The organism is Micromonospora sp. NPDC005215 (assembly GCF_040607915.1).
In the GTDB taxonomy this organism is placed as follows: Bacteria; Actinomycetota; Actinomycetes; order Mycobacteriales; family Micromonosporaceae; genus Micromonospora.
In genome coordinates, this window is the sequence record NZ_JBEXHQ010000028.1 from 42,900 (window position 1) to 60,638 (window position 17,739).

Annotated in this window: 16 protein-coding genes; 9 read left to right on the forward strand and 7 right to left on the reverse strand. The window is 72.3% G+C overall.

The annotated features are described in order from the left end of the window. Positions 1–43: 43 nt before the first annotated feature. From ABZU25_RS21125 to ABZU25_RS21140, 4 genes are read right to left on the reverse strand one after another with little or no spacing between them, the layout of a single operon-like run. A complete protein-coding gene (locus ABZU25_RS21125; RefSeq protein WP_355031063.1) occupies positions 44–586 on the reverse strand; it encodes a hypothetical protein in 543 nt (180 codons plus the stop codon). After that, a complete protein-coding gene (locus ABZU25_RS21130; protein WP_355031064.1) occupies positions 570–1,325 on the reverse strand; it encodes an SDR family NAD(P)-dependent oxidoreductase in 756 nt (251 codons plus the stop codon). The genes ABZU25_RS21125 and ABZU25_RS21130 overlap by 17 nt, the downstream gene beginning before the upstream one ends. After that, positions 1,318–2,592: an AMP-binding protein gene (locus ABZU25_RS21135; protein WP_355031065.1), complete on the reverse strand. Its 1,275-nt coding sequence runs from the start codon at positions 2,590–2,592 to the stop codon at positions 1,318–1,320. Before ABZU25_RS21135 ends, ABZU25_RS21130 begins: the two co-directional genes overlap by 8 nt. Beyond that, positions 2,589–2,840: an acyl carrier protein gene (locus tag ABZU25_RS21140; RefSeq protein ID WP_091401397.1), complete on the reverse strand. Its 252-nt coding sequence runs from the start codon at positions 2,838–2,840 to the stop codon at positions 2,589–2,591. The genes ABZU25_RS21135 and ABZU25_RS21140 overlap by 4 nt, the downstream gene beginning before the upstream one ends. A gap of 100 nt (positions 2,841–2,940) precedes the next feature. On the opposite strand from ABZU25_RS21140, the gene ABZU25_RS21145 reads away from it, so the two are divergent. Beyond that, positions 2,941–3,450 (forward strand): GNAT family N-acetyltransferase, encoded by a 510-nt coding sequence (locus ABZU25_RS21145; RefSeq protein WP_355031066.1) that lies wholly within the window; start codon positions 2,941–2,943, stop codon positions 3,448–3,450. Between the two features lie 83 nt (positions 3,451–3,533). Here ABZU25_RS21145 and ABZU25_RS21150 read toward each other — a convergent pair whose 3' ends face one another. Continuing rightward, positions 3,534–5,267 carry a glycosyltransferase family 39 protein gene (locus ABZU25_RS21150; protein ID WP_355031067.1) on the reverse strand — a complete coding sequence of 578 codons (1,734 nt, stop codon included), beginning with the start codon at positions 5,265–5,267 and terminating at the stop codon, positions 3,534–3,536. 362 nt (positions 5,268–5,629) lie between these two features. On the opposite strand from ABZU25_RS21150, the gene pseB reads away from it, so the two are divergent. Genes pseB through ABZU25_RS21185 form a run of 7 tightly spaced genes read left to right on the forward strand, consistent with a single transcriptional unit; the run spans position 5,630 to position 12,940 of the window. Further along, positions 5,630–6,613, forward strand: a complete 984-nt coding sequence (gene pseB / locus ABZU25_RS21155) for a UDP-N-acetylglucosamine 4,6-dehydratase (inverting) (RefSeq protein WP_110561940.1) — start codon at positions 5,630–5,632, stop codon at positions 6,611–6,613. Next, positions 6,610–7,767 (forward strand): aminotransferase class I/II-fold pyridoxal phosphate-dependent enzyme, encoded by a 1,158-nt coding sequence (locus ABZU25_RS21160; protein ID WP_355031068.1) that lies wholly within the window; start codon positions 6,610–6,612, stop codon positions 7,765–7,767. Before pseB ends, ABZU25_RS21160 begins: the two co-directional genes overlap by 4 nt. Before the next feature lie 10 nt (positions 7,768–7,777). Beyond that, complete coding sequence (locus tag ABZU25_RS21165; protein WP_355031069.1) at positions 7,778–8,626, forward strand: hypothetical protein; 849 nt, start codon at positions 7,778–7,780, stop codon at positions 8,624–8,626. Next, complete coding sequence (locus ABZU25_RS21170) at positions 8,616–10,439, forward strand: class I SAM-dependent methyltransferase (RefSeq protein ID WP_355031070.1); 1,824 nt, start codon at positions 8,616–8,618, stop codon at positions 10,437–10,439. The genes ABZU25_RS21165 and ABZU25_RS21170 overlap by 11 nt, the downstream gene beginning before the upstream one ends. Then, positions 10,436–11,212, forward strand: coding sequence for a glycosyltransferase family protein (locus ABZU25_RS21175; RefSeq protein WP_355031071.1), 777 nt, complete (start codon positions 10,436–10,438; stop codon positions 11,210–11,212). The genes ABZU25_RS21170 and ABZU25_RS21175 overlap by 4 nt, the downstream gene beginning before the upstream one ends. Beyond that, positions 11,209–12,255 carry a spore coat protein gene (locus ABZU25_RS21180; protein WP_355031115.1) on the forward strand — a complete coding sequence of 349 codons (1,047 nt, stop codon included), beginning with the start codon at positions 11,209–11,211 and terminating at the stop codon, positions 12,253–12,255. Before ABZU25_RS21175 ends, ABZU25_RS21180 begins: the two co-directional genes overlap by 4 nt. Positions 12,256–12,301: 46 nt before the next feature. Further along, on the forward strand, positions 12,302–12,940 hold the full coding sequence (locus tag ABZU25_RS21185) for an alpha-ketoglutarate-dependent dioxygenase AlkB (protein WP_355031072.1): 639 nt from the start codon (positions 12,302–12,304) through the stop codon (positions 12,938–12,940). A 47-nt stretch (positions 12,941–12,987) separates the two neighbouring features. Here the strand turns inward: ABZU25_RS21185 and ABZU25_RS21190 are convergent, their stop codons facing one another. Further along, entirely contained in the window at positions 12,988–14,088 is a 1,101-nt protein-coding gene (locus tag ABZU25_RS21190) for an LUD domain-containing protein (RefSeq protein WP_355031073.1), read from the reverse strand. A gap of 150 nt (positions 14,089–14,238) precedes the next feature. On the opposite strand from ABZU25_RS21190, the gene sigJ reads away from it, so the two are divergent. Then, entirely contained in the window at positions 14,239–15,177 is a 939-nt protein-coding gene (gene sigJ / locus ABZU25_RS21195) for an RNA polymerase sigma factor SigJ (RefSeq protein WP_355031074.1), read from the forward strand. Positions 15,178–15,230: 53 nt separating this feature from the next. Here the strand turns inward: sigJ and ABZU25_RS21200 are convergent, their stop codons facing one another. Further along, on the reverse strand, positions 15,231–17,714 hold the full coding sequence (locus ABZU25_RS21200; protein ID WP_355031075.1) for a DNA topoisomerase IV subunit A: 2,484 nt from the start codon (positions 17,712–17,714) through the stop codon (positions 15,231–15,233). Between the last annotated feature and the right edge of the window lie 25 nt (positions 17,715–17,739).

Sequence of the window (17,739 nt, forward strand, 5' to 3'; positions counted from 1 at the left end):
CCGCGTTCCGACGGTGCGCGGCTGCCCCAACTGTGGGGCAGCTCTACAGGTTGTCGAGGACACCGAGCCGCGCCCAGACACGGCCCGTCCGCTGCGCCGGCACGACGCCGGGTGCGAAAACACCGCCGGGCGCGAAAACACCGCCAGGGGCGGAGACACCGCCAGGCGCGGGGGCGACGCCGACGGTGACCACCAGGTCGGCCACCCGCAGGGTTCGCCAGAGCGCTGATCCGTCGGCCGGCGTACTCAGGCCGTGGAGCCGCCACCAGGCCGCCACCGGCACGTCGGCCAGCTTGCAACAGCACTCGGCGCGGGTCCACCGCGCCCAGAAGTCCGCCACCCCGAACCGGCGGGCCAACGCCGTGGGCACCGGGGCGTCCGCGCGTTCCGCGTCGATGGCCACCCGCCACCCGGGCGTCCGGGGTCCGTACCAGCCGACGCAGCGTCCGTCGTCGAGGTGACTGCGGGTCACCGCGTCGGTCAGGTCCGCGGGTACGCCGATCCGCAGGTGCTGCTCGGCGGCGGCGAGCAGCACCGGCACCGGGCGGGGCCGGACCAGCCGGGCCGGGTCAGATGGACGCGGCACCGTCCACCACGATCACCTGGCCGTTGATGTTTGTGTGCTCCCGCAGCAGCATCCGGACCACCGGCGTGACCTCCGCCGGCTCGGTCAGGTGACCGGTCGGCGTGCGGCGCACGATCTGCTCGAGCTGGGTCGGGCCGAGCACTGCGGACATCTCCGAGGCGAAGAAGCCGGGAGCGACCGAGTTGACAAGCATCCGGCCGCCCAACTCCCGGGCGAGCGAGCGGGTGGCGGCGTCCATGCCGCCCTTGGTGGCCGAGTACGCGACCAGACCCGGGAAACCGCGCTGCCCGCAGATCGAGGTGATGTTGACGATCCGCCCGCGCATGCCCTTGCCGAGCATCCGGCGGACCACCAGCCGGGTCAGCTGCAACGGGGCGGTCAGGTTGGTCTCGATGATCCGGGCGATGTCGTCGGTGGCGGTGTGCACGTGCAGCGAGTCCTGCCCGACGGCGGCGTTGTTGACGATGCCGTCGATCGGGCCGAGGCGTTGCTCCACCTCGCGGACGAAGCTCTGCGCGGCCCGCAGGTCGGTGACGTCCACCGAGCCGACGTGTACCCGGTCGGGGTGCTCGGCGGCGAGCTTCGCCAACTCCGGCGTGACGGTGCGGGCGAACGCCGCCACCCGTACGCCCGCGTCGAGCAGGTCGGTGACGATGGCCAGGCCCAGCCCCCGGGAACCGCCGGAGACGAGGATCACGGTGCTGGGCGGAACGAGCGGGGTGACGGCGGGATCAGACATCGCTCTTCAGGGTCTCCTTGACGGGAATCTCGGTCAGCACGCGGATCCGGCGGGGCACCGCGTGCTCGGGAAGCCGGTCGGCGCACCAGCGGACCAGCGCGGCCTCGTCGGGCACGGCGCGGTCGGACGGGTCGGTGGGGGTGAGGACCACCTCGGCGACCACCATCCGGCCGAGCACCGGGGCACGGCGGCCGGTCACCCGGGCCCAGGCCACCGCCGGATGCCCGGCCAGCACACCGCGGACCACCCCGGCGGAGACCTTGCTGCCGCCGACGTTGATCTCGTCGGAGTCGAGGCGGCCGGTGATCAGCACCCGGTCGTCGAGCACCTGCGCCCGGTCCCCGGTGCGGATCGGGCCGGACAGCCCGGCACCGTGGTGCGGGGAGGTGACCACCAGCTCGTCGTCGCGCACGGAGAGCGTCGGTCGGCCCGGGGTTTCCCGGTCCAGCCAGTCGACCGGGAAGCCGGCCCGCCCGTCGTGCACCACAATGGACGCCCCCACCTCCGACGAGGCGTAGATCCAGGAGATCCGGGCCGTGGGGAACACCTCCCGGAGCTGGTCCAGGATCGCCTGGTCCACCGGCTCACCGCCGAGGGTGATCTGGCGCAGCGGCACCCGGGCCAGCGCGGCGGCGTCGCGGTAGAGGGTGCGTCGCCAGAAGGTCGGTGTGCCGGAGGCGGCGTCGACCCCGTACGCGGCAGCGATTGTGGGCCAGTCGTCCAGCTCGTCGGGCTCGACCACCACGAGGTGCTGGCCGGGCTGGGTCAGCGACAGGGTGACCACCTGCCACCAGGCGTACGTGCCGGGCGCGTACGGGCAGAGCCAGGTCCGGTCGGGCTGCCCGGCCCGCACGGTGGTCAGCGTGTCGAGGGTGTGCCCGACCCGCTTGGGACGCCCCGTCGAGCCCGAGGTCAGCAGCCACAGCCGGCCGGGCTCGGCGGATCGGGGTCGGGCCGGCACGCTCGGATGCGTTCCGTCGTCGTCGAGGACGCTGACGGTGAACCCGGCCGCCAGCAACTCCGTCCGCATCGCGGCGTCGACCCGACTCGCGGTGCTGAGCAGCAGCTCGGTGCCGTGCACGGCGTGCTGCCGAGCGGCGGTGAGCGCGTGCACGGCGCGGTGGGCGAGCACCGCGGCCGGGTTGGGCAGCGTCGGCGTCGGCAGTGCCCGCCAGGTCAGCGCGGTGCCACCGACGACGATCCGGTTGTCGGCGCCCGCCGGCTCCCGGGGTGCGGGTGTGCGGTCGCGCGCCGTCGCGACGGTCACTGGTGCTGAAGCTCGACGAGGAAGTCGAGGACGTCTCCGACGGTGGCGATGCGGCGCAGGCCGGGGGCGTCGAAGTTGAGCTCCTCCCCCGTCTCGTCCTCCACCCGCAGGGCCAACTCGGAGAAGTCGAGCGACCGGAACCCGATCTCCCGCAACTGCGCCGCGTCGTCCGCGGGCAGCTCCTTGTCCTGGTTCTTCAGCACCTGAGCCATGAGGTCGCGGATCTGCGCGCGACTCAATTCGTTCATGCGGCGCAGTCTACAACCCAACGAATGCATATCTGCTTTCCCGGTGGGCCCGGGTAAGGTGCCCGGACCGGACGTGAACAGCTAGGAAAGCGAGACGCACGTGCTGCGCGAAGCGACGGCGGACGACGTTCACCTGATGTTGTCCTGGCGTAATCAGGAAACCAACCGTCAGGTCAGCAAGAACAGCCACGAAATCACCGCCGGCGAGCACGCCCGGTGGTGGTCGGCGGTCCGCGACGATCCGTCCCGGCGGGTTCTGGTGTACGTCCGCGACGACCAGCCCTGCGGCGTGGTCACCTTCTTCGACCTGCGGTTCGACGGCCCTCGTACCGGGGCGTGGGGCTTCTATCTCGACGCCGACGGGCTGGCCGGGCGGGGCGAGACGCTGCCCGCCTGGCTGGGCGTCATGCGGGAGGCCGTCGAGTACGCGTTCGACGGGCTGCACCTGGACCGGCTCGACGGTGAGGTGCTCGGTCACAATACCGTCGTACGACAGATGAACCGGCGTTTCCGATTCGTCGAGGGCACCCCGAGGCAGGAGCTGTCCGACGGTCGGGAAATCACCGTCATCCCGATTTCCCTGGCTCGGGTGGACCGCCGCCAGCGCTGATTGTCGTACCCATTCGGGGAATGGACCTGAATCATTAACCGGTGGTGTTCCCGGTGGACATCCGCCGTTCACGAAAAGCGGTGTCAGGCCCGCCGCCAGGCGGCCCAGTGCTGCACCGGGTTGCCGCCGAGCCGGACGAAGCCGTACGCGGCGCCGTCCCAGTCGTCCGGCTGGCCGGGCGCCCAGCGGGCGAACACCACCTGCGCGGCGGCCGGCGGCTGCTCGCCGAACCACCGGACGTCGGTCCAGGTCACCTGGTGGCTCAGGTTGAACCGCAGGACGTAGTGCACCCCGGTGGAGGCCCAGACCCGCTCGCCGGGGCGTACGCCGACGTCGGCCACCCGGGGCGTCGGGGCGGTGCTCGCGACGGCCGGCCGCACGATGCGGTGCTCGATCACCTGCATGGTCACGAGGTTGGCCACGACGAGCAGGCCGAGCATCGGCAACCGCAGTCGGGGCAGCAGCGCGGCGGCGACGAGCAGCAGGCAGCCGCCGATCCCGACAAGTGACCCGAGCACCGGGCGCATCTCCCGCCAGCCCCCGGTCAACGCCACCAGGTCCGGCGCGCTGAAACCGCCGTAGCGCAACCGGTGGCCCTGGCTGGCCACGTACGCGAGTCGGACGGCGATCAGGGCGCCGCCGCCGACCAGCAGGGCGACCGCGACGGCCGCCCGGCGCAGCACCACCCGGTGGCCGGCGGTGAACAGCACCCCGAGCCCGACCAGCAGCCAGAACGGCGCCAGCATCTGCACGTAGCGGCCGTAGATCGCGTCCAGCGGCTTGCCGGTGATGCCGGCCAGGATCACCGACGCCCCGCCGGCCACCCCGACCGTCACCACCAGCGCCACGCCCATCGTCCAGCGGGCGGCGTCGCCGTGGCGTGGACGCCACAGTTCGCGCACGGCGGCGGCCCAGGCCACTCCCGCCATCCCGAACGTGATCACCACGAGGTACCAGAGCTGGGTGGCGACGCCCGCGCCGACGCGGACCACACCCTGGACGGAGGCGACCGCCTCGACCGTGCCGCCGCCGGGGGTGCTGCCGAGCAGGTAGACCCGGTCGCCGAGGTAGCGGATGACGGCGGCGTTGACGAGCGCCATGGCGAGCACCGGCAGCAGCGCCGCGAGCACCGCGGGCGGGCTGATCCGGCGGCGGACGAACAGCAGCAGGACCAACCCGGCGTGCACCGCCACGATCACCAGGCCACGCGAGTGCAGCAGGTGGAACCCGCCGACCAGCAGGCCGACGGTGGCGGCGGCGCGCGGGCCGGGTCGTTCGATCCAGCGGTGCACGGCCAGCAGCCAGGCGACGACCAGCGGGGCCATCACCGTGTCGATCATGGCGATGCCCGCGTAGAAGGCGGTGGCCGGCAGGGTCGCCGCCGCTACCGCGCCGAGCAGCGCGTACGACCGGCGCAGCCGGAGCAGGCGGCGACCGAGCAGGTACGCCAGCGGCAACAGCGTCGAGTTCGCCATCGCGTTGATCAGCTGGACGATCCGGTAGCTGTCGCTGAAATCCCGGTCCCCGAGGAACGCCGGCGAAATCAGCATCGGGTAGCCGACCCGGCGCAGCAGGTCGTTCTCACTGCTGAACCCGCCCGGTCCGCCGGCCAGCGCGCGGGCGGTGTTCAGGTAGCTGTCCTCGTCGGTGTGCGCGATCGGCAGCACGATGTGCCGGGACAGCCACATCCGCCAGGCGACGCTGAGCACCCAACCGACGACAAGCAGCAGCGGCACCAGCCAGCGCCGCGCGGCTGTGGAGTCCGGCGTCCGCGCCAGCACCGCCGGCCGTTCGATCACGTCGCTACCGGATGCCATCAACGCCTCCAGAACTGCCGGCCGGACCGGTCCCGCGTGGACCGGCCGGGCGCGTCGGCCCGCCGGTGACGCGTGGGGTGACCCGCTCGCACCGAGCCGATGCGGATGTCGGGTGAACGCGGAACCGGCCGCGGACAGGGCTGCCGGGTCACTCGCGCGGTCACTGTAGCGGCCCGATCCGACCAGGTCAGGCCCGTTACGGCGGGGCCGGAAGTGTTTGCCTGCGCGGTGCTCGGCATTCACGGGAGCAGAGGGCGCGGTTAACCCGCGAGCGTCGGGGAGTTAACCCGCCATGGTTAGCGTCTCACCCCGGTCGGCCGGCCGAGGGCCGCCCGTTCATCAACGATCACGGGAGCACCAAATTGAGTGAGTTGAATGGATCGTCCATTCTGATCACCGGGGGAACGGGTTCCTTCGGCAGGACCTTCCTCCGGCACATCCTCACCGAGGCCGACCCCGCCCGCGTGGTCGTGTTCTCCCGCGACGAACTCAAGCAGTACGAGCTGCGCCAGCAACTCGGCGACGACCCGCGGCTGCGCTGGTTCATCGGCGACATCCGGGACCGGCACCGCCTCACCCGGGCCATGCACGGGGTGGACCACGTGGTGCACGCCGCCGCGCTCAAGCAGGTGGACACCGCGGAGTACAACCCCTCCGAGTACATCGCCACCAACATCACCGGCTCGCAGCACGTCGTCGACGCCGCGATCGAGGCCGGCGTCAAGAAGGTCATCGCGCTCTCCACCGACAAGGCGTCCAGCCCGATCAACCTGTACGGCGCGACGAAGCTGGTCGGGGACAAGCTGTTCGTCTCGGCCAACCACTACGCCGCCCAGCACCCGACCCGGTTCGCCGTGGTGCGCTACGGCAACGTGGTGGGTAGCCGCGGCTCGGTCGTCCCGCTGTTCCGCCGGTTGGCCGCCGAGGGCAAGAGCCTGCCGATCACCGACAAGCGGATGACCCGGTTCTGGATCACCCTCGACCAGGCCGTGCAGTTCGTCATGGACTCGTTCGACCAGATGCAGGGTGGCGAGTTGTTCGTGCCCCGCATCCCGAGCATGCGCATCCTGGACCTGGTCGAGGCCGTGGCCCCGGACGCCACCACCCACGAGATCGGGATCCGGCCGGGCGAGAAACTGCACGAGGAGATGATCGCGCCCGACGACAGCCGCCGGACGCTGCGCGCCGACGGCCGGTTCATCGTCCAGCCGACCATCGCCACGTGGGGCTACCAGCCGCCGGTCGACTGCGACCCGGTGCCGGACGGCTTCGCCTACCAGTCGGACACCAACGACGAGTGGCTCACCGTCGAGCAGCTGCGCGACATGCTCGGCCTCACCGCATGACGGGGATGCTCCCGTACGGCCGGCACTCGATCACCGAGGACGACATCGCCGCTGTGGCCGGTGTGCTGCGCGGCGACTGGCTCACCACCGGCCCGCAGGTCGACGCCTTCGAGGCCGACCTCGCGGCCTGGACCGGCGGGGTCGGCGTCGCCAGCGTCTCCAACGGCACCGCGGCGCTGCACGTGGCGTACGCGGCGGCCGGCGTGGGACCGGGCGACGAGGTGGTCGTCCCGCCGATGACGTTCGTGGCGACCGCCAGCAGCGCTGTCGCCCTCGGCGCGAAGATCGTGTTCGCCGACGTCGACGACGAGACGTTCTGCCTGGACCCGGCCGCGGCCGCCGCCGCGGTCACCGCGCGGACGAAGGTCGTGGCCGCTGTCGACTACGCCGGCCACCCCGCCGACTACGACGTGCTGCGCAGGTCGGTCGCGGGCAGCGACGCGTTGCTCCTCGCCGACGCGGCGCACTCGATCGGCGGGACGTACCACGGTCGGCCGGTCGGCTCACTCGCCGACCTGACCACGTTCTCGTTCTTCCCCACCAAGAACCTGACCACCGCCGAGGGAGGGGCCGTCGCCGCGCTGGACCCGCGGATCCTCGGGCGGGCCCGCCGCTTCCGTGGCGTCGGGATGGTCCGCGAACGCGATGAGCTGCGCTTCGGCGACGAGGGCGGCTGGCACCAGGAGGTGCACGAGTTCGGGCTGAACTACCGCCTGCCCGACGTGCTCTGCGCCCTGGGCCGCAGCCAACTGCGCCGGCTCGGCGAGTTCAAAGCCCGACGCGCCGCCCTGGTCGCCCGCTACGACGAGGCACTGGCCGACCTGGACGGCGTACTCCGGCCGGTCCGCAGGTCGTGGGCCGACCCGGCGTGGCACCTCTACCCGATCCGGGTGCTCGACGGGCGTCGCCGCGAGGTGTACGACCGGATGCGCGCCGCCGGCGTCGGCGTCCAGGTCAACTACCTCCCGGTGCACTGGCACCCGGCCTTCGCCGACCTCGGTTACCGGCGCGGGTCGTGCCCGGTGGCCGAGTCGTTCTACTCCCAGCAGCTGTCACTGCCGCTCTACCCGGGACTCAGCGACGCCGAGCAGGATCGCGTCATCGACGCGCTGACCGCGGCCCTGCGGGTCGGCTCGGTGCGTTCCGCCGCCTGATGGGAACCTGATGCACCACGCCAACCACTTCTACGGCCACGCCCACGTGCTGGCCCGCTACGCCGGTCTCGGCGACCGGCACCCACCACGGATCAACGGGTACGTGCAGCACGGCTGGAACATCGGCGACGGCCTGGCGCCCGGTCACCCGTACGCCGAGCGCGCCCCAAGCCTGCTCTGGTCGGAGCAGACCCGCCGGCGGGCGTGGTCGGTGGGGCGGCGCAACGTGGTGGTCATCGGCGCGCCGTTCAGCTACCTGCTGGCCCTGCGCCCCGAAGAGCCGCCGGCCGAGGAGCGGGAGGGCACCATCTGGTATCCGTTCCACGGCTGGGAGGGCCAGCACGTCAAGGGCGACCACCGGACGTTGATCGCGCTGATCCAGGACACCGAGCCCGGCCCGGTCACCGTCTGCCTCTACTGGCACGAGTACCGGATGCGCAGCGTCCGCCGGCTCTACGAGCGCGCCGGCTTCCGGGTGATCTGCCACGGCTACCGGGGACACTGGTGGAAGGACACCGACCCGGAGTTCCTCGACAAGCAGCTGACCGAGCTGCGTCGGCACCGCCGGGTAGCATCCAACCGGCTGACCAGTGCGATCTTCTACGGCATCGCGGCCGGGTGCGAACCGGCGGTCTACGGCGACCCGATGATCCTGTCCAACGAGGACCCGACGTTCGGCGGGACGGCCCGCATCCGGCGGCAGTGGCCGCAGCTGCACGGCACCGAGGTCGACCTGCCCACCGCTGTCGAGATCGCCCGCGCCGAGCTGGGCACCGACCACCGCTGCACGCCGGCAGAGCTGCGGGAGCTGCTCGGTTGGGCGAACCTCCAGGAGGAAGAGGACCACAGTGACGACTGAGACGGCACCCGCCGGCCGGATCACCCTGCCGGGCGGCGAGATGCTGGCCTGGTCGGACCTGCCGCAGCAGCGCCTGGCCGACGGTGGACCGCTCGCCGCGCTGGCCGCCCGGCTCGTGCCGCCCGGCGCCCGGGTGCTGGTGGCCGGGCCACACGACCCGGCCCTGCTCGACCAGCTCGGGCACGCCGAGGTGACCTGCCTGCTGCGCAGCCACCCGGACGCGGTCGCGCTCGCCCAGCGAGCCGCCCACCTGGTGGTGGGTGGTCCGGCCGGGTTGCCCGACGACGAGACGTACGACGTGGTGATCGCCGCGGCCGGGCTGGACCCGGTGGAGTCGGTGGAGGGCACCCGCCTCGGTTGGGACGGCGTGCTGGCGCGACTGGTCGCCGCGGTGCGACCGGGTGGCGCGCTGGTGCTGCGCGTGGACAACCCGCTCGGCCTGCACCGACTCGTCGCCACCACCCCCTGGTACGCCGGCCGGGAGGATTCCGCGTGGACGATCGGCGGGGTCCTCGATCGAACCCACCCGGCCAACCGGGACCAGCTCCGCGAGCGGCTCACCGGGGCGGGGCTGCGGCCGGGCGCGTGCTGGGCCGCGTACCCCGACGCCGGCACCCCGACGGCGCTGCTCGACGCCGACCACCTCGACCGGGACGCGGGCTCCGGCCTCTTCGACGCGGTGCTGCACGGCGCGTGCGCCGGCGGTTTCACAAGCGACACAGTGCTCCAGGACCCGTCCCGGCTGGCGGTGGACGCGCTGCACGCCGGCCGCGCCGCGGACCTCGCGCCGGGTTGGCTGGTGCTCGCCCACCGGCCCGCCGACCCGGCGGACCCCACGGCACCGGCCGTCGACAACGATCTGCCGGTGGCGCTGGTGCAGACCGGGCGGCCCGGGATCGGCGTGCTGGAGGTGCTGCACGGCCCGTCGGGGTGGCGTTGGGGGCGCATCGCGGCCACCGGCACGGACGTGCCGGCCGCCGCGCCGTTCGCCAGCCGCGAGGCCGCGTACCGGGACGCGGGCGCGCTGTCCGGGCCGGTGCCGTCCGGCCGGCTGCTGCGTACCCTGCTGCTCGACGCGGCCCTGCGCCGCGACCTGGCCACCCTGCGCACGCTGCTGCACGGGTACGCGGGCTGGCTCGCCGACCAGGCCGACACCGACGGCCGGATCGCCGGCGCGGCGGCGCTGGCCGGCACCGACAACGTGGTTGTCGAGGGCGAGCGGTACGCGGTGCTCGACCCGAGCTGGCGGGCCACCGACCCGCTGCCCGCCGACGTGGTGCTGGCCCGCGGGTTGTGGCGTTTCGCGGCGGGCCTGCTCACCGGGGGGTACGCCCACCCGTGGTCGTCCACCCTCGACGTTGCCGGTCTGACCGTGGTGCTCGGCGGCCTCGCCGGCCACGACCTGGACCGCGCGACGGTCAGCGAGGCGGTGGAGGCCGAGGCGGCCATCGCCGCGGCGCTGCACGGGCTGGACCCCGACGGCAGGCTCACCCTCGCCACCGAACTGCACGCCGTCGCGCCGACCGACCCGCCGGTCGGCGCGCGCAGCTACCAACAGCTGCACGAGGCGTGGCTGCGCCAACGCGAGGAGCTGGCCCGGTTGGCGGCACTGACCGCCTGGACCGAGGAGCTGCTCACCTCACGGGAACGGGCACTGCGTCGGGCCGAGACGACGATCGGCCTGCTCAGCGGATCGCTCAGCTACCGGGTGGGCCGGCTCGCCATCACCCCCGCCCGGCTGGCCAAGCGGGGCGCCCGCGCCGCCAAGCGCCGGGCCACCGCCGCGCTCACCCCGAAGGAGGAGCAGCAGTGACCGGCGTACCGGCAGCCGGGCCGACCCCGACGAACGGCTCGGGTTTCCGGATCGTCGGCATCGTGCAGGCCCGGATGGGTTCGTCCCGGCTGCCCGGCAAGGTGCTCCGCCCGCTCGCCGGGCGTTCCGTGCTGGGCCGGGTGGTACGCGCCGCCCGCGACAGCGGCGTCCTGGCCGACCTGGTGGTCGCGACCAGCACGGACGCGGTCGACGACGCGGTGGTGGCCGAGTGCGCGCGGCTGGGCGTGGCGTGCCACCGCGGGCCGGTCGACGACGTGCTGGGCCGATTCGTGGGTGCGCTCGCGGCGCACCCGGGGGACGCGGTCATGCGGTTCACCGCCGACTGCCCGCTGCTCGACCCGGAGATCATCGCCCTGGTCGCGTCGGTGTACCGGGCGGTCCCCGGGCTCGACTACGCGAGCACCTCGATCGCCCGCACCCTGCCCCGCGGGCTGGACGTCGAGATCATCGCAGCGGCGACGCTGCGCACCCTGGGCCGGCTCGCCACCGAGCATCACCGGGTGCACGTGACCTCGTACGCGTACACCCATCCGGAGCTGTTCCGGGTGCTCGGGGTGACGCTCACCCCGGACCGGTCGGCGCTGCGCCTGACCCTCGACACCGAGCGGGACTGGGCGCTGGTCAACGCGGTCGTCGACCACTTCGGGGACGTCAGCGTGCCGCTGGCCACGCTCGCCGAGTGGCTGCACGGGCAACCCCACCTGCGCGCGCTCAACGCCGACGTCCGACAGAAGCAGCTGGAGGAGTGCTGAGCACTTTGCGGGTCGGGTTGCGCTGCGACGCCAGCCCACGGCGGGGCGTCGGCCACCTCGTCCGCTGCCTGGCACTCGCCGAGGAGTTCCTCGCCCGGGGCGCCCACGTCGCGGTGTTCGGCACCGTCGAACGACTCCCCTGGGCCACCGCGGAGCTGTCCACCCGGGGCATCCCCCTGCACCCGGGCCCGGACTCGCCGGCCGAGCTGGTCGAGGCAGCCCGCCGACACCACCTGGACGTGCTGGTCCTCGACTCCTACGAGCTGGACCCGGCCGGGGCGGACGCCCTACGCGCCGCCGGCGTGTTCACCCTCGCCGTGATCGACGGGGACAGCCGGGGCCAGGTCGCCGACCTCTACCTCGACCAGAACTTCGGCGCGGAGCTGCCGGGGCTGCCCGGTCGGCTGCTGGCCGGAAGCGGGTACGCCCTGCTGCGCGACGCCGTGATCACCGCCCGGCCGCCGGCGCCCCCGCCCGCCACGACGGTCAGCCGACCCCGGGTGCTTGCCTTCTTCGGCGGCACCGACGCGGTGGGTGCGGCACCGGTACTGACCCGGGTGCTGGTGGCCACCGGCCATCCGATGGACCTCACTGTCATCGTCGGCCGACCCGAGATCGAGGCCGAGGTGGAGGACATCGCCCCCGGCCGCGGGCAGATCATCCGGCCGGTGCCACCCACCGGCGCGCTGCCGGCACTGATCACCGAAGCCGACCTGGTGGTCAGCGCCGCCGGCACGTCCACCTGGGAACTCTGCTGCCTGGGCGCACCCGCCGCGCTGGTGTGCGTTGTCGACAACCAACGTGAGTCGTACGCCCGGGTGGTGCGGCACGGCCTCGCCGCCGGTCTCGGCGAGTTGCCGGAGCTGACCGCCGCCGGCGTTGCCGGACGAGCAACCCGCGCGGCGGCGGCGCGGACCCTGCTCGGGCTGCTCAGCTCACCGCAGCGGCGCGCGACGCTCGCCGCGAAGGCCTGGTCGACGGTCGACGGGCAGGGCCGGGCCCGGGTCGTGGACGCGGTGCTGGAGGCCGTCCACCCGAGCTGACCCGACCGTTGGCACGGGTGTACGAAAGCGCTGCTAGGGTGGGCGCATGACGCGGGCCGCCTATCAGCCGTCGATGCTCGACCTGGCCGACGCCGGGCCGACCCTGGGGCCGCTGCCCGGCCGGATCCGCCGCCACCAGCTCAGCCGGGGCGCCTGGGTCGACCACCTCCCCGGCTGGGTGCACGGCTCCGACGCCGTCCTCGACACCCTGCTCACCGAGGTCCCCTGGCGGGCCGAGCGGCGCACCATGTACGACAGCGAGGTCGACGTGCCCCGCCTGCTCTGCTGGTACGACGCCGACCGGCACCTGCCGCACCCCGTGCTCACCACGGCACGGGCGGAGCTGACCCGGCACTACGCCCCCGAGCTGGGCGAGCCGTTCGTCACCGCCGGCATGTGCCTCTACCGGTCCGGCCGGGACAGCGTGGCCTGGCACGGCGACACCATCGGCCGCTCGGCGCACACCGACACGATCGTCGCGATCGTCTCCTTCGGCGCACCCCGACCGCTGCTGCTGCGCCCTCGCGGCGGCGGCGGTGACAGCCTGCGCTTCCCGGTGGGCCACGGCGACCTGATCGTCATGGGCGGCTCCTGCCAACGCACCTGGGAGCACGCCATCCCGAAGACCGCCCGCCCGGTGGGCCCCCGCGTGAGCGTCCAGTTCCGCCCGGCCGGCGTGGCCTGACCTGGCCCCACCCGAAGGGCTCGTTGGTCAACGGACCCTGGGCCGGGTCAATATCCGATGGCCTCTCGGAGAAGCAGCACGGTGCCGCGCCCCGGGCGAGGTTCCGCGTTGAGGATGAGCACGTGGTTGACGGCGCTGGGCACCCCGTACACCGCCTGCGCGCGGGCGTTCTCCAGCGGGAGGGCGTGCTCCTCGACGCGGCGCAGCGCCGTGCTCAGGTCAGGCACCACCTTCTGCGCGCCGACGATCCAGACCGCGTGGGTAGCGCCGCCCGCGTTGGCAGGGAGTTGGCTGCCGCTGCCCGAGGCAAGAACGAGCGAGCCGGTCTCGGTTACCGCGGCGACGCTGTTGACGACGAATTCCGGGCTGGCGAGCAGCCTTCGGATCTCGTCGGCTCCGGTGGCACGGTCGATGGCCAGGACGCGCGGCCTGATGGCGTCGTACCGGCCGCCGGCGTTGATGTCCTCGTCGATGCCGGACAGCCGGAGGGTCTCGCTGGCCCCGGTGAGCACGCTGACGCCCTCGGGGACCAGGTCCTTGATGCGGGCGCGCGCGGCCGTGGCGTCGTCGAGGATCTCGGCGGCGAAGCCGTTGGCACGCAGCGCGGCGGCCACCCGCTCCAGTCGTTCGGCCGATGCCGGGTCGGCGAAGGATGCGGCCGGGGCCGGGGTGACCGTGGCGTCTGCCGGGTTGGTCCCGGAGCCCTGCGCCGCGCGGGGCGCCGTGCCCGCCAGCGGGGAGGTGTCGAGGTACCTGACCTCGTACACCCGCTCGGCGAACTTCCAGCCCTCCACGGTGCGCTGGTAGCGGTCGTGGTAGACGGCGTAGTTCAGACCCTGGCGTCCGTCGAGGGTGCGCGCGAGTTCCTGGAGGTAGGCGCGGCCAGTCGCGGTGTCGCCGTCGAGCAGGATCGTGCCGGGGTGTGTGGTCTGTACGAAGAAGTCCCACTGGCTCTGCAGCCGCTCGCCCCCGGCACGGATCGCCTCGCGGCCGACCAGCTCGACAGGGATGTTGGGCATGCACAGGGCACCGTCCGGTGTGAACAGCGACGCCAGGCGGGGTCGGTCGCGCATCATTGCCGCGTCGGTGAATTCGCCGCGCAGTGCCTCGATCTCGACACGGTCCGCGATGGCCTGGAATTCGTTCATCGGAGTCCCCTCTTCGTCTTGTCGTCGTCCTCACCGTTACGACAGGGCAGCCCTTCGGAATGTGAGGGGGCGCGTCGACCTCACCTTCCGGTGCGCTGTCTTGTCGTAACGGGTGAAAGCACAGAAGCGAGCGAGGGAGACGGCCAGACCATGACCACCAGAGCCGAGCCCGGCGACGATCAGAGTGATCCGGGCCTCAACGCGATCATGAGTGAGCGGCGCCAGCTGATCAACCTCGCCTATCGACTCCTCGGATCCCTTGCCGACGCCGAGGACGTCGTGCAGGAGACCTACGCCCGCTGGTACGCCATGTCCGCACGGGAGCAGCAGGCCATCGAGTCGCCGGGCGCCTGGCTGGTGACGGTTGGCAGCCGCATCTGCCTGAACCTGCTCGGCTCGGCGAGGGCCAGGCGGGAGACGTACGTGGGCGACTGGATCCCGGAACCGTTGCCCGAGCCCACGGAGTGGATCACCGGCCGCTCCGGCGTCGGCGGGATCGACCCGGCTGATCGGGTCACCCTCGACGAGTCGGTGACGATGGCCTTCCTGGTCGTCCTCGATTCGATGACCCCGGCCGAGCGCGTCGCGTTCGTCCTGCACGACGTCTTCCGCTACCCCTTCGGCGAGGTCGCCGAGATCGTTGGCCGCACACCGGCGGCGTGCCGCCAACTGGCCACGTCCGCCCGCCGTCGCATCCGCACTGCGCAGGCCCCGGCAGGCCCCAGTGCCGGGCAGGCCAGCATCGTCAGGCAGTTCAGAACAGCGTGGGAGGCCAAGGACATCGGTGCCCTGGTCAGCCTGCTCGACCCCGACGCCACCGCGACCGCCGACGGCGGCGGGCTGGCTGTCACCCACCTGCACCCGATCGTGGGCGGTGAGCAGATCGCACGTGCCTACGCCGAGATCGCGCGTGTGTCCGGCGACCGCACGACGTTCCTGGAGTGCCTGGTCAACGGTCTGCCCGGCTTGTTAGCGCAGCAGGACGGCACCATCGCGACAGTGTTCGCGTTCGAGATCGCGAGCGACCGGATCAGGCACATCTGGGCGGTGCGAAACCCCGAGAAGCTCCGACCCTGGCGGATCAGCTGAGGAGCGATCCGAAACACCTCGGCGACCGGATCAATCCGCAACAAGCACACGCCCTAGTCGCGTTCGATCACGTGCCCTACCACTGTTGGGCCGAGCATCACCGCGAAGCCCGAACCGTCGCGGCGGGGATCCGCCGCCGGCAACTCCACCGGATCACCGGTGCCGGTCGCGCCGACCGGACGCGGACCCACCCAGGCGACGACAACGTCCGTCTCACCCTTGAGGAAGCGGTGGGCACGCACGCCGCCGGTCGCCCGGCCCTTCGCCGGGTACGCCCTGAACGGCGTCACCTTGACCGTCGCCCCGGTGGAGGTGACCACCATCGGCTCGCCATGCCCCGGGTCGTCGGTGCGGACCGCGCCGAAGAACGCCACCCGCGCCCCGGCCGGCAGGTTGATGCCGGCCATCCCGCCACCCTTGAGGCCCTGCGGACGAACCAGCCCGACGGGGAAGCGCAACAGCGACGCCTCCGACGTGACGAACGTGAGCGACTCGGTGCCATCGGCCAACCAAGTGGCACCAACCACCTCGTCACCGTCCCGCAGGCCGATCACCTCGAACTCGTCGGAGCGCACCGGCCACTCCGGCGCGCAGATCTTCACCACGCCCTGCCGGGTGCCCAACGCCAGCCCCGGCGCCCCCTCCGCCTGCCCGCCCAACGGGGCCAGGCCGACGACGGTCTCCCCCGCCGCCAACGGCACCAACTCAGCCGCGGACATACCGCCCCGCAGCGACACAGTGCCCGCCTGCTCCGGCAACACCGGCAGCGGCAGGACGTCGACCTTGAAGGCCCGACCAGCGCTTGTCAGCAACAGCACCCGACCACGGGCCGTGGAGTGCACGATGGCGCGTACCGTGTCGTGCTTGACCCGGCCGTTGCGCCGACGACCCTCGGCGCTCTCCTCCGACTCGGCCGCGGTCCGCGCGACCAACCCGGTCGCGGAGAGGATCACCTGGCACGGGTCGTCGGCGACCTCCAGCGGGCCGGCCGGAGCGGACGCGGCCAACACCTCCTTGAGGTCCCCGTCGACAAGCGTCGTGCGCCGCTCGGTGCCGAACTGCTTGACCACGGCCGCCAACTCGTCGGAGACCAGCTTCTTGAGCACCCGCTCGTCGTCGAGGATCTTGCTCAATTCGGCGATCTCGGCGCGCAGCCTCTCCTGCTCGGCCTCCAGCTCGATCCGGTCGAACTTGGTCAGCCGGCGCAGCGGAGTGTCCAGGATGTAGGTGGCCTGGATGTCGGACAGACCGAACCGGCTCATCAGCCCGTCCTTCGCGGCCTGCGCGTCGTCGCTGCCCCGGATCAGCCGGACCACCTCGTCGATGTCCAGCAGGGCGATCAGCAGACCGTCGACCAGGTGCAGCCGTTCCTGACGCTTACGCCGACGGTACGAGGTACGTCGGGTGACCACCTCGTACCGGTGTGCCAGGAAGACCTCCAGCAGCGCCTTGAGCCCCAGCGTGCGCGGCTGCCCGTCGACCAGGACCAGGTTGTTGACGCCGAACGACTGCTCCAGCGGGGTCAGCCGGTAGAGGTCGGCGAGCAACGCCTGCGGGTTGACCCCGACCTTGCACTCGACGACGAGTCGGGTGCCGCTCTCCCGGTCGGTGAGGTCCTTGACGTCGGCGATGCCGGTCAGCCGCTTGGTCTTGGTGACCTCGTTGGTGATCGCCGCGATGACCTTCTCCGCGCCGACGCCGTAGGGCAGCTCGACCACGGTGATCGCCTGGCGGCCACGGCTGCCCTCGATCGGCCCGATCTCCACCTTGCCGCGCATCCGCACCACACCGCGCCCGGTCTCGTACGCCCGACGCACCTCGTCCAGACCGAGCAGCACCCCGCCGGTGGGCAGGTCGGGGCCGGGGACGAACTCCATGAGCTTGTCCAGGGTGGCGTCCGGGTGGTTGATCAGCCAGCGGGCCGCGGAGACGACCTCGGCGAGGTTGTGCGGGATCATGTTGGTGGCCATCCCGACCGCGATCCCGGACGCGCCGTTGACAAGCAGGTTGGGGAAGGCCGCCGGCAGCACTGTCGGCTGGGTCAGCGACCCGTCGTAGTTGGGCTCGACATCGACGGTGTCCTCGCCCAGCTCACCGACGAGCAGCATGGCCTCACGGGACATCCGCGCTTCGGTGTAACGCGAGGCAGCCGGGCCATCGTCTGGAGATCCAAAATTGCCATGTCCGTCGATGAGCGGCACGTTGAGCGAGAAGTCCTGCGCGAGGCGGACCATCGCGTCATAGATCGCCGTGTCGCCGTGCGGATGGTACTTTCCCATCGCATCCCCGACAATTCGGGCAGACTTCACGTGCCCGCGATCCGGCCGGTAGCCCTGCTCGTACATCGACCAGAGGATGCGCCGGTGTACGGGCTTGAGGCCGTCGCGGGCGTCGGGCAGGGCGCGGGAGTGGATGACCGAGAACGCGTACTCCAGGTAGGAGTCGGAAACCTCGGTGACCAGCGGGTTGTCGAAGACCCGCGCGCCGGCCTGGTCGAACGAGGAGAGATCGACCTTGTTTTCCTTACGGCGTGCCATGACTCAGCTCTCCACTGGAACGGAA